14 protein-coding genes are annotated in these 13,667 nt (G+C 62.5%); 5 read left to right on the top strand and 9 right to left on the bottom strand.

Annotated elements, in window-relative coordinates; all coding sequences use genetic code 11:
- Positions 1 to 54: 54 nt before the first annotated feature.
- A complete protein-coding gene (locus tag DCM79_RS22740) occupies positions 55 to 1,548 on the bottom strand; it encodes an FAD-linked oxidase C-terminal domain-containing protein (RefSeq protein WP_257176437.1) in 1,494 nt (497 codons plus the stop codon).
- A 228-nt stretch (positions 1,549 to 1,776) separates the two neighbouring features.
- Here DCM79_RS22740 and cycA point away from each other — a divergent pair, with 228 nt between their 5' ends.
- A complete protein-coding gene (cycA, locus tag DCM79_RS22735) occupies positions 1,777 to 2,172 on the top strand; it encodes a cytochrome c-550 CycA (protein WP_257176436.1) in 396 nt (131 codons plus the stop codon).
- 1,093 nt (positions 2,173 to 3,265) lie between these two features.
- On the opposite strand, the gene DCM79_RS22730 is transcribed toward cycA, so the two are convergent.
- Positions 3,266 to 4,222: an alpha/beta fold hydrolase gene (locus DCM79_RS22730; RefSeq protein ID WP_257176435.1), complete on the bottom strand. Its 957-nt coding sequence runs from the start codon at positions 4,220 to 4,222 to the stop codon at positions 3,266 to 3,268.
- A gap of 330 nt (positions 4,223 to 4,552) precedes the next feature.
- On the opposite strand from DCM79_RS22730, the gene DCM79_RS22725 reads away from it, so the two are divergent.
- Positions 4,553 to 4,735 carry a hypothetical protein gene (locus tag DCM79_RS22725; RefSeq protein WP_257176434.1) on the top strand — a complete coding sequence of 61 codons (183 nt, stop codon included), beginning with the start codon at positions 4,553 to 4,555 and terminating at the stop codon, positions 4,733 to 4,735.
- 6 nt (positions 4,736 to 4,741) lie between these two features.
- On the opposite strand, the gene DCM79_RS22720 is transcribed toward DCM79_RS22725, so the two are convergent.
- From DCM79_RS22720 to ykgO, 3 genes are all read right to left on the bottom strand, one after another.
- Positions 4,742 to 5,002: a hypothetical protein gene (locus tag DCM79_RS22720; RefSeq protein WP_028134305.1), complete on the bottom strand. Its 261-nt coding sequence runs from the start codon at positions 5,000 to 5,002 to the stop codon at positions 4,742 to 4,744.
- Between the two features lie 234 nt (positions 5,003 to 5,236).
- Positions 5,237 to 5,878 (bottom strand): tetratricopeptide repeat protein, encoded by a 642-nt coding sequence (locus tag DCM79_RS22715; RefSeq protein ID WP_257176433.1) that lies wholly within the window; start codon positions 5,876 to 5,878, stop codon positions 5,237 to 5,239.
- Between the two features lie 118 nt (positions 5,879 to 5,996).
- Positions 5,997 to 6,122, bottom strand: coding sequence for a type B 50S ribosomal protein L36 (ykgO, locus tag DCM79_RS22710; RefSeq protein ID WP_006611362.1), 126 nt, complete (start codon positions 6,120 to 6,122; stop codon positions 5,997 to 5,999).
- Positions 6,123 to 6,463: 341 nt separating this feature from the next.
- On the opposite strand from ykgO, the gene DCM79_RS22705 reads away from it, so the two are divergent.
- Positions 6,464 to 7,348, top strand: coding sequence for an amidohydrolase family protein (locus DCM79_RS22705; protein WP_257176432.1), 885 nt, complete (start codon positions 6,464 to 6,466; stop codon positions 7,346 to 7,348).
- 46 nt (positions 7,349 to 7,394) lie between these two features.
- Here the strand turns inward: DCM79_RS22705 and DCM79_RS22700 are convergent, their stop codons facing one another.
- Positions 7,395 to 8,129, bottom strand: a complete 735-nt coding sequence (locus DCM79_RS22700) for an SDR family NAD(P)-dependent oxidoreductase (RefSeq protein ID WP_257176431.1) — start codon at positions 8,127 to 8,129, stop codon at positions 7,395 to 7,397.
- An 84-nt stretch (positions 8,130 to 8,213) separates the two neighbouring features.
- Here DCM79_RS22700 and DCM79_RS22695 point away from each other — a divergent pair, with 84 nt between their 5' ends.
- Positions 8,214 to 8,648 (top strand): helix-turn-helix domain-containing protein, encoded by a 435-nt coding sequence (locus tag DCM79_RS22695; protein WP_257176430.1) that lies wholly within the window; start codon positions 8,214 to 8,216, stop codon positions 8,646 to 8,648.
- Between the two features lie 248 nt (positions 8,649 to 8,896).
- Here DCM79_RS22695 and DCM79_RS22690 read toward each other — a convergent pair whose 3' ends face one another.
- Genes DCM79_RS22690 through DCM79_RS22680 form a run of 3 tightly spaced genes read right to left on the bottom strand, consistent with a single transcriptional unit; the run spans position 8,897 to position 12,408 of the window.
- A complete protein-coding gene (locus tag DCM79_RS22690) occupies positions 8,897 to 10,105 on the bottom strand; it encodes a cytochrome P450 (RefSeq protein ID WP_257176429.1) in 1,209 nt (402 codons plus the stop codon).
- 7 nt (positions 10,106 to 10,112) lie between these two features.
- Entirely contained in the window at positions 10,113 to 11,381 is a 1,269-nt protein-coding gene (locus tag DCM79_RS22685; RefSeq protein WP_257176428.1) for an FAD-dependent oxidoreductase, read from the bottom strand.
- A gap of 52 nt (positions 11,382 to 11,433) precedes the next feature.
- Entirely contained in the window at positions 11,434 to 12,408 is a 975-nt protein-coding gene (locus DCM79_RS22680; RefSeq protein ID WP_257176427.1) for a tripartite tricarboxylate transporter substrate binding protein, read from the bottom strand.
- Positions 12,409 to 12,577: 169 nt separating this feature from the next.
- On the opposite strand from DCM79_RS22680, the gene DCM79_RS22675 reads away from it, so the two are divergent.
- Entirely contained in the window at positions 12,578 to 13,507 is a 930-nt protein-coding gene (locus DCM79_RS22675) for a LysR family transcriptional regulator (RefSeq protein ID WP_257176426.1), read from the top strand.
- Positions 13,508 to 13,667: the final 160 nt, after the last annotated feature.

The raw sequence follows: 13,667 nt of genomic DNA, 5'->3' as shown, positions 1-13,667 counted from the left end.
AAGGCGGTATCCAAGTTTACAACGAAAAGCAATTCGACGCTTGCCACGATCGCGCTAGAACCGCGGGATGTCGGGGAACGCCAGCTTGCCGGCATGCACATGCATGCGGCCGAGCTCGGCGCAGCGGTGCAGGGTCGGGAACACTTTTCCGGGATTGAGCAGGCCCTGGGAATCGAACGCGCATTTCAGCCGCTGCTGCTGGTTGAGGTCGATCTCGCTGAACATGTCAGGCATCAGGTCGCGCTTCTCGATGCCGACGCCATGCTCGCCGGTGAGCACGCCGCCGAATTCGACACAGGCGCGCAGGATGTCGGCACCGAAGGCTTCGGCGCGCTCGATCTCGCCGGGCTTGTTGGCATCGTAGAGGATGAGGGGGTGCAGATTGCCGTCGCCGGCGTGGAACACGTTGGCGCAGCCGAGCTGGTATTTTTCGCCGAGCTCGCGGATGCGCGCTAGCGCCTTCGGCAGCGCGCCGCGCGGAATGGTGCCGTCCATGCAGAGATAATCGGGCGAGATGCGCCCCACCGCCGGGAATGCGGCCTTGCGGCCGGCCCAGAACAGATTGCGCTCGGCCTCCGAATTGGAGATCTGCAGCGTCACCGAGCCGCAGCCTCTTGCGATGCTTTCGACACGAACGATCAGCTCGTCGACCTCGATCTTGGGACCGTCGAGCTCGATGATGAGCAGCGCCTCGACGTCGAGCGGATAGCCGGCGTGGACGAAGGCTTCCGCGGCGTGGATCGCCGGCTTGTCCATCATCTCCATGCCGCCGGGGATGATGCCGGCGCCGATGATGCGCGCCACGCATTCGCCGGCGGCCTCGACCTCGGCAAAGCCGACCATCAGCGCGCGCGCCGTCTCCGGCTTCTGCAGGATGCGCACCGTGATCTCGGTGATGACGCCGAGCAGGCCTTCGGAGCCGGTGATGACGCCCATCAGGTCGTAGCCGGGGTTCTCGCACCCCTTGCCGCCGATGCGCAATATCTCGCCGCTCATCAGCACGATCTCGCAGCCGAGCACGTTGTTGGTGGTCATGCCGTATTTCAGGCAGTGCACGCCGCCGGAATTTTCCGCGACGTTGCCGCCGATCGAGCAGGCGATCTGCGAGGACGGGTCGGGCGCGTAATAGAAGCCGGCATGCGCCACCGCCTGGCTGATGGCGAGATTGGTGACGCCGGGCTCGGTGACGACGACGCGGTTGTCGAAATCGATCTCGCGGATGCGCTTGAACTTGCCGAGGCCGAGCAGCACGCCGTCCTCGAGCGGCAGCGCGCCGCCGGACAGCGACGTGCCGGAGCCGCGCGGCACCACCTTGATGCCTTGCCCTGCACAATATTTCAGGATGAGCGAGACCTGCTCGGTCGTGTCGGGCAGGACGACGACCATCGGCGGCTGCCGATAGGCCGTGAGCCCGTCGGACTCATAGGCCCGCATTTCGGCAGGCGTATCGATCACGCCCTCGCCGGGCACGATGGCGCGCAGTGCAGCAACGATCTCGGCGCGGCGTGCGAGCACGGCCTGGTCGCTTGCGGGCATCATGATGGCCATTTTCAGAAGCTCTCGTCCGCCAGATGGAAAAGTCGCAGCAAATCAATCATGTCTTGCCCGCTTTGGGTAGGTCCTCCGAAGGTCGCATTGCTTTGTTGCAGCGCAAGTTCTCTCTGGGACAAGCCTGCTAGCATGAAACCTGTCAAGGTTTCGCGGCTTGTCCAATTGCATCGGACCTGCCAAAACACGGCCCTCCATCTGACCCGGGAAGAGACGAAGAGCACACTTATGACAAAACTGACCTTTGGCGCACTGACGATCCTCACAATGATTGCCACCGCACCCGCCGCGATGGCGCAGGATGTCGCGGCCGGCAAGACATCGTTCAACAAATGCCTGGCCTGCCACGCGATCGGCGAGGGCGCCAAGAACAAGGTCGGCCCCGAGCTCAACGGCCTCAAGGGCCGCAAGTCGGGCACGGTCGAGGGTTATAATTACTCGGATGCGAACAAGAATTCCGGCATCACCTGGGACGAGGCCGTGTTCAAGGAATACATCAAGGACCCCAAGGCCAAGATCCCCGGCACCAAGATGGCGTTCGCCGGCATCAAGAACGAGACCGAGATCAACAATCTCTGGGCCTTCATTGCCCAATACGACAAGGACGGGAAGATCAAGCAGTAAGCACGCCTGAAGCGGCCGCTGCAGCTCCGGTTCCGATCGCATCAGAACCGGAGCTGTCGCTTGTTGTTGCGACGCGTTTTCTGCATGGCATTGCGATACTCCACTGCACATCCCAGGCGGCGGTGTCGTAGGGTGGGCAAAGGCGCACTGGCGCCGTGCCCACGACCTTTCAAATGCGGAGATAGACGCGTGGGCACGCTGCGCTTTGCCCACCCTACGAGATCGAGGTTGTGACACGCAGCTCGACTCACAGACACGCCTCTTCGACCTCGCGGCGCAATTCGCCCGAGCTTTGCTTGCGTCGCCACCCTCAAAGCCAAGAGGGTGCAGGGAAGGCCGGGTGCTGACAACGCACCCGCGGTCCGCTGCGCGAAAATGCACACGCAGAAGAACCGCACAGCAGCATACAGGTGGTGCCGATCACTCGGCCTTCCCTGCGCGATGGTCGGACGGCTTATGCCGTGCTCTCCCGGGAGCCGAACTTTCCTTCTGGCCTCCCTCGCCCCGCGGATTGGATGATGCAGTCTGCCCGGTTGGGCTCGCTCGCACCTCCGCGATAGGCTTGACCGTAGCAACGACGGCCAGGACCACACGGTTTTGCCGTACGCACATTCGTGAGCGCCACAGGGTCGACGGCATCGTGCACGTAGCCGTCGAATGTTGGCGCGACGAACTGAACAGCGCCGTTCGTCCGCACGCGGCCACGGGCTCACAGGGACTACCCGCCCTGCCCGCACCTCTCATGCCGACGCTGCCGCGTCCACCGCAAGCCCGGCTCGGGATCAAGACGACCTCGAGATCGCCCCTCCTGGTTGAGCCGGGATGGGCGACACATACGTCATTTCCGAATTTCGGTAAAGTGGAATATTTTTGACGAGCGGGATTGACAGAGGGCGACACAGGCACGGTGCCGTAGCCCGGATGGAGCGCAAGCGTAATCCGGGACGATGCGAGATGCCGGGCGAGCGGCCCCGGATTACGCTGACGCTCCATCCGGGCTACGGGAGCGTGCCCACGTCTTTCGCCGTCGTCGGGAACTCGTGGGCACGGCGCAAGTGCGCCTTTGCCCACCCTACCGAGAGCGCGAAAACTTCTAATCGGCGGCCGCTTGTGCCGGGACGATCCTCCCGAGCATTGCCTCGATCTCCGCCTTCACGCGGTCGGGCACGGCATTCTGCACCATGTGGCCGAGATCGGGCAGCACGATCAGCTTCGCATTCGGCACCGTGGCCGCGAACGGGCGGGCGTGGATGTTGGTTTTCACCGTCTTGTCGGGCTCGCCGGCGATGACCGTCACCGGCGCCTGGATCTCGCCATAGCGTGCCACTTGCGCCGCAACCGCCTGCTTCAGCGTCACCAGATCATAGGCGTTGGCGATGAATTCGCGCGGGCGCAGCAAGAGCGGCGTCGCGGAATCCCGCACGAATCCATCGGGCATCATTTGCGGCAGGAATACGCTGCGCGCGCCGGGTTCGGCGAGAAAGTAACCGAGCGGCAGGGTGATGGTGTAGGCGAGCAGCGGACCGATCACCGGCGTCGCGATGATCTCGTTGTAACGGCCGACGCCGCCGCGCCAGGGATGGGTGACGGGCGCGAGCATGACGAGGCCCGCAACGCGGCCGGGATGATCGAGCGCAAGCCGCGCGCCGAGCGCGCCGCTCCAGGAATGCACCACGAAGACCGCACGCTCGATCCCTAGCTTTGCAAGCGCCTCGTCGATCATCCGCGCCTGGATCTGCGGCGTGGAATCCTGCCGCCGCGCACGCGTGCTCCAGCCATGGCCGGGGCGATCGACCAGGATGACGCGATGGTCCCTGGCAACGATGTCGCCGAGCGGGCGCCGCATCGCTTCGAGATTGGAGCTCGCGCCGTGCAGCATCACGATCGGCAAGCCGGCATCGCGCGGGCCGATATCGACGACGTGAAGCGTCGCGCCGTCGACGTCCACCATCTCGCCCTGCGGCGGAAAGGCGCGCTGCACGGCGACGATCCCGGCCTGCGTGACCAGCGCCAGCACAACCAGCGCCGTCACGACTGACATCACGATCATGGGGAGAATCCGGGTGATCCTGGGCACAGGGCAGTTACGGGTCTGGAGGGCGGCAGTTTCGCTGCCTTCGGCTTTTCGTGGTCCACCGAAATGCCGGGGCTGTGGATATGTGCACAATTGCAGAACGTAAAAACTCAATGGAATCAACATTATTCCACAGGCATACGCAAGCCCGGAACGGCTTCATGCCGCCGTCATCGCGGCGTCCATATAATCGCCATGGTCGGTTCCGCCATCTAGGCGCGGGTGGGCGCCGATCCTCCTCGCATGCCTCAGGGGATGTGGGAAAGACCGGCAGAAATTGTCCTGGTTCGAACCGGAGGATTTTCGATGAGCTTCAGATCAAACGACACTGCGATCGACGAAATCGTCGCGAGCTGCAACGGCGACCTGCGCGGCGCCGTACGGGCGCTGCTGCTGATCAACGAGCATCTCGAAACGGAGCTGGCAAGGGCCTACGCGGCAGCGGCCGATCGCGGCCTGGTCGAGCGCGGCGGCAGCGTCCTGCATTAAGGCAGGCTAGTTCGTGCCGTCCTCGTCCTTTTCCTCGTCCGGCGTGAGCGCGGGACAGACGCGGATCGTCGAACGGGCAAGCTTGGCATCGGCCCTGGACTTGTAGGGACCATCGCCAAACCAGATATCGCCGATGATGACCGGATTGCTGGTCACGATATTGCATTTTCCGGTGGCGCGGTTGCCGACCACCCAGAACAATCCGTCGGCGAGACTCGCCGTCCCCGACGCGAGCAGCAAGCACCCTGCAAAAATCAAACGCTTCATGGCTTTCGCTCCTGCCATGCAGGTAGGCTCGCGGCGGCCCGGGCAATAGTGCTCACGATGCCGCGCCTGCGATCGTGGTTAATCCGAAGACGCCACGTTCTCTCAAGAAATGGTCGAGTTGTCGGCTAAAGCATGATGGAGTGAGGCTCGATCGGCACGGGCGATTACCTCTCCCTGCAGGAGAGGTGATCCGAGTTCTCCGCACGCATCGATTCGACCAAAGCCCATTCCGCTTCAGATATCGCGTCCCTCGACCTTCTCGGTCAGCGACTTGACCTGGTCGGGAATCTTCTCGAGGTGCGGATTGACGGCGAGCGCCTTGCGGTAGGCGTCGAGCGCGCGCTTCTCGTCGCCGACCTCCTGCATGATCATGCCGAGGCCTGCGAGCGCGCCGAAATGGCGCGGCTCCCGGATCAGCACCTGCTGGATGTCCGCAAGCGAGCGACCATAATCGTTCTGCATGTAATAGAGCGTGGCGCGTCGGTTCCAGGCCTCGATGTAGTCGGGCCTGAGCTTGATGACCGAGTCCAGCAGCTTGATCGCGACCTCGATCTTCTTGGCGTCGACCGCGGTCTTGGCGCGCGCCATCAACAGCGCCGCGGTGTCGCTGGGGGTCTGGAGCCAGATCGCCCAGATCCGCGCTTCGACATGCTTGGCGCTGACCTCGTCGGGCGCCGCCTTCAGCGCGCCGAACAGGAAATCAAGATTCTTGGTGCGATCGACCTTGGGCAGCTTGGCCGGTGCCTCCGGCAGCTTCTTCTGCTTGCCGGGCGGGCTCGGCGGCTCAATCTGCTGCGCCAGCGCCGGAGCCAGCCCGAGGCTTGCCAGCACAAGGGCCAGACACAAAGTGCGCGGATGCGGGAATCTCACTGCCATGGTGAAAGTCTAAACGCGCAAAGCCGCCCTTGCAAAGCAAAGGCGGCGTCAAACTCGTGTGAGCAGTGGTCTTGCGGGAACGCGAAGGCGTCCGGCCGGGCTGAGATCAGCCTTGAGATCAGCCCTGGCGCGCCTTGAAGCGGCGCTGCACCTTGTTGATCACATAGACCCGGCCCTTGCGGCGGACCAGGCGGTTGGCGCGATGGCGACCGCGCAGCGATTTCAGCGAGTTACGGACCTTCATGGCGGAATCCTGAACGTTCGAAAGGCCGTGTTCGGCACTACCGTTGCGGCACGCGCGAATGTGGCAAAATGAGATTTTTCCCGCTGGCGGACGACCGCCCGGGACGGGGCGGTTCTTAAGGCATGGCGGCAGGTGATGTCAATGTTCACTGCCGCCTTCCGAACCGGCAAATTCTCGAAAACAACCTCATGCACGGTCAAAGCGGCCGGATCGGCCCGATCTGCCCTCCCGACCAACCGAGGGAGTGAAGACCGCTTGCCGACAACAATGTCGCCTCCCGCGCGCCTTGCCAAATTCGTTATATACTATAATCAATTCGGCAACCGGTCGGGAGGACACCAATGCCGAAGCTGAAGCTGCCTGATATCGAGAAGGTCGTCGCCATCGACATCCACACCCATGCCGAGGAGCCCTGCGGCTGCCATCCCGACGACGGCTATGACGACTTCCAGGCGCAGATGGCGGAGTATTTCAAGTCGCCGAACAAGCATCCGCCGACGGTGCCGGAGACCGCGGCCTATTACCGCTCCAAGAACATCGCCGCGGTGATCTTCCCGGTCGATGCCGAGCGCGAGACCGGCTTCCGCCGCTACAACAATTACGAGATGCTGGAGGTCGCCTCCGATCATCTCGACGTCCTGATCCCGTTCGTCTCGATCGACCCGCACAAGGGCAAGCTCGGGGCGCGCGAGGCGCGCAAGCTGATCGAGGAATACGGCGTGCGCGGCTTCAAATTCCACCCGACCATGCAGGGCTTCTACGCCAACGACCGCATGGCCTATCCGCTCTACGAAGAGATCAACAATGGCGGCGCCATCGCGCTGTTCCACACCGGCCAGACCGGCGTCGGCTCGGGCATGCCCGGCGGCATGGGCATGCGGCTGAAATATTCCAACCCGATGTACATGGACGACGTCGCGGCGGATTTCCCCGACCTCAAGATCATCCTCGCCCACCCCTCCTTCCCATGGCAGGAAGAGGCGCTGTCGGTCGCGACCCACAAGCCGAACGTCTATATCGACCTCTCCGGCTGGTCGCCGAAATACTTCCCGCCGATCCTGGTGCGCTACATCAACTCGATCCTGCAGGACAAGATGCTGTTCGGCTCGGACTGGCCGGTGATCACGCCGGACCGCTGGCTGTCGGACTTCGCCAAGATCGACATCCGCGACGAGGTCCGGCCGAAGGTGCTGAAGGCCAACGCAAGGAAGCTGCTGGGGATCTGAAGCGCATCGAGGGCTTCGGTCAACCGAAGCCCTCATGCTCAAGACCTCACACCTGCGCCAGGCCTCCATCCACGAAGACCTCGCCGCCGGTCATGTAGCTGCTGTCCGACGACGCCAGGAACGCGGCCACCGCGCCCGTCTCGGAGGGGTCGCCGACACGCCCGATGGGCGTGCTGCTGCCGAGCGAATCGAACGCTTCCTCGCCAACGATCTCCAGCGCCAGCTCGGTCTTGGTCGGCCCCGGCGACAGCACGTTGACGCGGATGCCGGTGCCGCGCAGATCCTGCGCCCAGCTGCGCGCGAGATTGCGGATCGCGGCCTTGGTCGCGCTGTAGATGCTGAATTGCGGCGTCCCCATCACGCCCGTGCTCGAGCCGGTCAGGATGATCGAGGCGCCCTGCTTCATCAGCGGCAGCGCCTTCTGCACGGTGAACACCAGCCCTTTCACGTTGACGTCGAAGATGTGATCGTAATGCTCGACCGTGATCTCTCCGAGCGGCGCGAATAGCCCGGTCCCCGCATTGGCGACGAGAACGTCGAGCGTGCCTCGTTCCTTCCTGACCGTCTCGTAAAGCCGGTCCAGATCGGACAGATCGGTCACCGAGCCCCTGACCGCGCGCGCCTGGGATCCGAGCTTCGCAACGGCGGCGTCGAGCTGCTCCTGCCGCCGCCCGAAAATGTAGACGAAGGCGCCTTCGTCGACGAACCGCTTCGCCGCTCCAAATCCGATGCCGGTGCCACCGCCGGTCACCACTGCCGTCTTGCCTTGTAGTCTGCTCATGATGTGCTCATTCACTAAGGTTGCACTGAGCTGGCGGCGTACCCACCTATCGACAAGTATGCACCTTTTGGTAAGTACCCAAAAATGTCAGACCCGACCTTTCCGCCGACCCAGACGCCTTCAACCGTTCAACGTTGCACGCCGAATCTGCCCGGATTCACCTGCGGGCTGGATGCCACCCTACGGGTCATCGCGGGCAAGTGGAAGCCGCTGATCCTTTACTTCGTCGCCCAGGATGGCCCGACCCGCTATGGCGAGCTCCGCCGCGCCATACGCGACGTCAGCGACAAGGTGCTGATCCAGCAATTGAAGGAGCTGGAGGCCGATGGGCTCGTGAAGCGCACCGACTACAAGGAGGTGCCGCCGCGGGTGGACTACAGCCTCACTCCGTTAGGTCACAGCCTCGCCCAGGCCCTCGTGCCGCTCTGCTCATGGGGCACGGAGCACATGGCGGAAGTCAGCCGGGTGTTCGCCGAGCGGGCGACCTGGACGCGGCGAGAACGTTCGCCGAGTGCCTAGTTACGCTGCTCTTCGTCCGAGGTCTGCTCCGCCCCTGATTGCAGCGAAGTGGCGGGACTGGCCGTGAGTCCGGCTTGGGCCACAAGCAGAAATTCGATGGCCTCGTTGGGGCGGCTAACTCAATGTTGGTCGGACTCCATGCTAATTGCTTTCACAGAACCCGATATGGGCTAGGCGCTCCACAGATGTTGTTGGCACCCCATTCGCGAATCGAGCGGCAAGAACGGAGCTGTGCTGCTCGCCTCGCCTTATCGAACCGTCACCGGCAGACTCGTGAACCCCCGCAGCACGTTGTTGACAGCCCTGGTTGGCATCCCCAGTTCAAAGCGGGATACGCGGCGTGCGAAAGCCGTCATCAACGCAGTAATCTCCAGGCGCGCTAGATGCATGCCGGCGCAAACATGCGCTCCAATCCCGAAACCGAGATGATCACGGACATCCCGTCTCACGTTAAATTTCTCTGGTTCTTCCCACTTACGCTCGTCGCGATTTGCTGACGCGTAAAGCACCAGGACTCGCGATCCGGCGGAGAGTTTCACTCCGTCCAAAACCGTATCTTCCGCCACGACCCGAGTGAAGCCCCGAATCGGAGACTCCAGCCTTACGGCTTCATTGATGGCTGCGGAGATCAGCGACGGATCCTGTCGCACCAAGTCCCACTGGTCGGGATTCTCGCCGAAGAACCAGATCAGGCTGCCCGTGGCGAAGATCGTAGTGTCCAGGCTCGGGCTGATATAATCCCGCATCATCGCCGGGCATTTCTCCATCGAAATTTCTCCGCCTTTTGCAGCCTTCCAGATCGCGGCCGCCCAGCCGTCGGGTTTAAGACGGGCGATGGTGGAAGGATCGCGACAATAAGCGTGAAGCTCCTGTATCTGCGGCAAGGCCGCCGTGCCGCGCGAATTCATGGCACCCAGCGCATCGAACGTCGCAGCCGCCCAGCGCAGCATGTTCGCACGTCCATCCTCGGGCAGCCCCACCAGATCGGACACGATCGATACCGGTAAGTGGCGAGCACAATCCTCTATCGCATCGAAGCTTTCCCGCTTCACCAGACGCGCGACCAGCGCATCGGCTTCGGCCTCGATCCGCGGGGCAACATCCTTTAGCGCTGGCGCCGTCAACGGCGCGCGTATGATTCGTCGCATTTTGGTGTGTTCGGGTGGATCACTGGTGATCGTGTTGCCGATCGAAGAGGAATTGATCAATTCATTGGCGGCGACCCCGCGGGCTGAGGAGAACTTCGTGTGATTCATCAACACCGAGCGTACATCGGCAAAGCGGCCGACCGCCCACAGTCCATTCCTGGGCAGCCATACCGCCGGGCCTGCATCGCGAATGGCCTGATAATGGCCGTAGGGCTCGGCGATTACCTCATCGCTGTAGATGTCGACGTCGTATGACGCAGCATCAACAAGGGTATGTTTCGTAACTCCCGCGGGTGGGGCGAAGCGCATGCCAGGGTCAGACACCATTGCACCACCGATCGATCTTCGCACCGTCGAGATTGTCGCGCAGGCGATTTGCGAGCCGGCTCGAATCGACGTCGTGTAGGGACTTGCCGCCGGAAATATCCAGAGCGTGGGCAGCTGCCTGCCCCATCGCAAAGCAGGGTCCCATGACACGGACCGAGGCCAGAGCTGCGACGTCGCCATCTATACATCGGCCTGCAGCGATCAAGTTGTCGCTATCCCGATGCACGAGGCTACGCAATGGTACATAGTGCATGTGGTTGCGATCCTCGAAAGTTTCCCAATGCACTGTCTCGGCGCTGTCATGCGCCTCGACCGGCCATGAGCAGCGCGCGACGGCATCGGCGGGGCGATGGCCGGCCCGGACTTCATCGATGGTGAGTTGGTGCGCGCCGACGAACCAGCGGGTTTGCCTGATTCCAGGCAAACCGTAGGCCCGGATACGGGCCTGGCCCATCGACCTCGGAAACTCCCGCCGCAAGAATTCCAGCACCTTGTCGGCTTGGTCCCTGCCTTCCAGCGTAGCGCGCGTGGCCGCGATTGGCTCTGTCGGATTGGGCATGTGCGTCATGTTGACGGTCGCCACGCCGCGGCCGGGAAATGCGAAGATGAATCCATCCTCGCGGCTCAGACCGTATTCGCGCTTCTTGTGCTTCAGAACCTCTGCGACATGGAATCCGTCGAAATCGGCGATCGCATCTTCCGCGAAGCCCTCCAGCAAGATCATCTGCGTGCCCCATTGGGGTTCATGGGGTTCGCGCACAGGTAACCCGGCATGCCATGCAATGGCCGCATCGCCCGAGGCGTCGATAAATCCATCCGCGCGGACGGCCAAGTCGCCCCATCGCGTCGACACATCAAGCTCGACAATGCGACGACCTTCAACACGGGCCGAGCGCAGGACGGCACCCAGCACCAGGTCCACATTTGCACGCGAGAGTGCCCGTTCGCTCCAGCGACCGCAAAGCATCTCGTCGTACTGTAGAACGATCGTGTCCAGCGCACGGCGGGCGTGGATTGCACCGGCGCCATGCAGTTCGTTCAGCATATCGTCGACCGCGCCGAACGTAACGCGATATGGCCGCGGGCCGTTGGAATAGAGGCCGCATATCGTGCCGAGCAACGTCCCGACAAGCTGGCCGCCGATCGTCGGCATAGCGTCGAGCAGGACGGTCTTGCGGCCTAGGCTGGCTGCCGTCAGTGCCGCCATGATTCCTGCGGCACCGCCTCCGACGACGCAGACTTCCGCGTCCAGGGTCATTCGTTCCCGCGCCCTGGTGACAGTGCGGGTGGCAAGGTTAAGGGTCATGGACTTACTCGGCGGCGATGCCGCGGGCCTTCACCAACGCGGTTGACTTCCCGGCTTCGTTCTTGATGAAATGCCGGAATTCCGCCCGCGTCATGTTGAGGATCTGAAAGCCGAGATCGAGAAATCGCTTGGTGACCTGCGGCTGGCGCATCGCATAGCGGACCTCTTCACTGAGCCGCTGGACAACTGGCTCGGGTGTACCCGCCCGTACCACAACCCCGAGCCACAAAGACATCACGACATTGGGCAACCTGACCTCGTCGGCAGTGGGTACGTTCGGTAATTGCGGCAAGCGCTGAGGCCCCGCAACGAAGAGCGCCTTGATACTGTCCGCACTGACGTTAGGCAGCCCGGGTCCCAAACCGTCGAACAGCAGGTCCACCTGCGACCCGATCAGGTCTTGCATCGCCGGCGCTGAACCTCTGTAGGGGACATGAACCAGCTGGATGCCCGCGTCCGCCTTGAGCATTTCTCCGAGCAGGTGGCCTAGGCTGCCGTTGCCTTGCGAAGCATAATTCAGCGCCTTGGATTTTGCTGCGGCAACCAGATCGGCGGTTGAATTGAACGGGCTGGATTTTGGCACATAGAGCAGCATCGGCATCAACATCAGTGGAGCAACCGGCTCCAGATCCGTCAGCGGGTCGTAGCTGAAATTCGCGTAGACGGCCTTGTTGATTCCGAGCGAAGCGGTGTCACCGATGAGAAGCGTGTGTCCGTCCGCCGGCGCGCGGACCAGGGCCGTACCCGCGATCTGACCGCCTGCACCCGGCTTGTTTTCGACGATCACTGGCTGGCCGAGGCGCTCTCGCAATACTTCCGCCAGCGCACGAGCCATCAGATCGGCGGGGCCACCGGCAGGATAAATCACCAGGATGGATAGCGGTCGAGACGGAAATTCCTGCGCCTTCGCCTTGCCCGGTACCGACATGGCAATTGCGAACATCAGTGCCGTTGAAATCGCTCCTGCGCGCGTAAGCATTATGCGCCTCCCCTTGCTGAAGTTCGGCTCGAACGGCCGATTTTCATTTCCTCAAATGCCGCCCTTCGTTGGCACATGACGTCAGGACTTTAGGAGCAATATGTGTTATCCTAATAATGCCAATTGACTATGATTGTTATTCACTGGCTGTATAACCACCGAGGTCGTGATGACCGTTGAAGTACGCCTATTGGAATTCTTCCTGCGCGTGGCTGAACTCGGCAGCATCAACAAGGCAGCTGCGAGTGTGCATCTGTCGCAGCCGGCGCTGTCGCGGCACATTGCGCTCCTCGAACACCAGATGGGCAACAAGCTGTTCATCCGCACTCCCGGCGGCGTCGACCTCACGGAGGCTGGCAAGATGCTCTCTGATCGCGCCCGCCCTCTGTTGCGCCAGCTTACTCTCCTTAAAGAGCAGGTCGGCGAAAAAGCCTCGGGCCAACTTGCCATCGGCACGCCGCCCGCATGGCAACAGGTGGTGACGTCCCCCTTCGTGGAGAAGCTTGCGGAGCGGCACCCCGGTATCACGCTCCGTGTCTACGAGGGTGTCAGCAATATCTTGCGCGAGTACATGTCCGCGCACCTGCTCGACATTGCCATTGTGCCGTACGACTCCTCGCCTACCGCCAGCTACCGCAAGACGCCGCTGGTGCGCGAACCGATGGTGCTGGTCGGTCGAAGAGAGGATGCGCTACACCCCGAAAAACCGGTCGCACTATCTAAGCTTGACGGCTTGCGGCTAGTGCTTCCGGGACGTCCGAATGTGGCGCGGATCCAGGTCGAGCACGCCCTGGAACGCAAAGGTATGCAGTTTCGATTGGCCGTCGAGACCGACACGCTGAGCCTTTGCCTCGACCTTGCACGCCGCGGAGTCGGATATTCCGTCGTGCCAGCCTCTTCGGTCTTCGAGCATGGCTTGGGGCATGCGATCAGTTGGGGACCGATCAAGGGGCAATTCGTAACCTGGGCACTCTGCGAGAATTTGGACCGAACTCACTCGCAAGCGGTGCGCGAGGGCCGCGCGCTCCTGATCAAGGCAGTGTCCGACGCGCTAGAGCTCAAGGTCTGGGCGCGCGCCGAACCAAAAGCTAAAGCCTAGCGAAGCGTACGCGCCGATCCATGGGAATGTCCGTTTTGGGGTCACAAGCCGCCGTTCGCACTTGCAGTGGCAGACTTCCGCTTTGCTCTGGTAAGCTGACGATACTCCACGCTCCCCCGAGCCGAGTTCTTGGGACCACACCTGCCTGGAAGGACAGTCC

It is taken from the genome of Bradyrhizobium sp. WBOS07, from assembly GCF_024585165.1.
Taxonomy (GTDB): Bacteria; Pseudomonadota; Alphaproteobacteria; order Rhizobiales; family Xanthobacteraceae; genus Bradyrhizobium; species Bradyrhizobium japonicum_B.
This window is presented reverse-complemented; position numbering and strand designations above follow the sequence as displayed.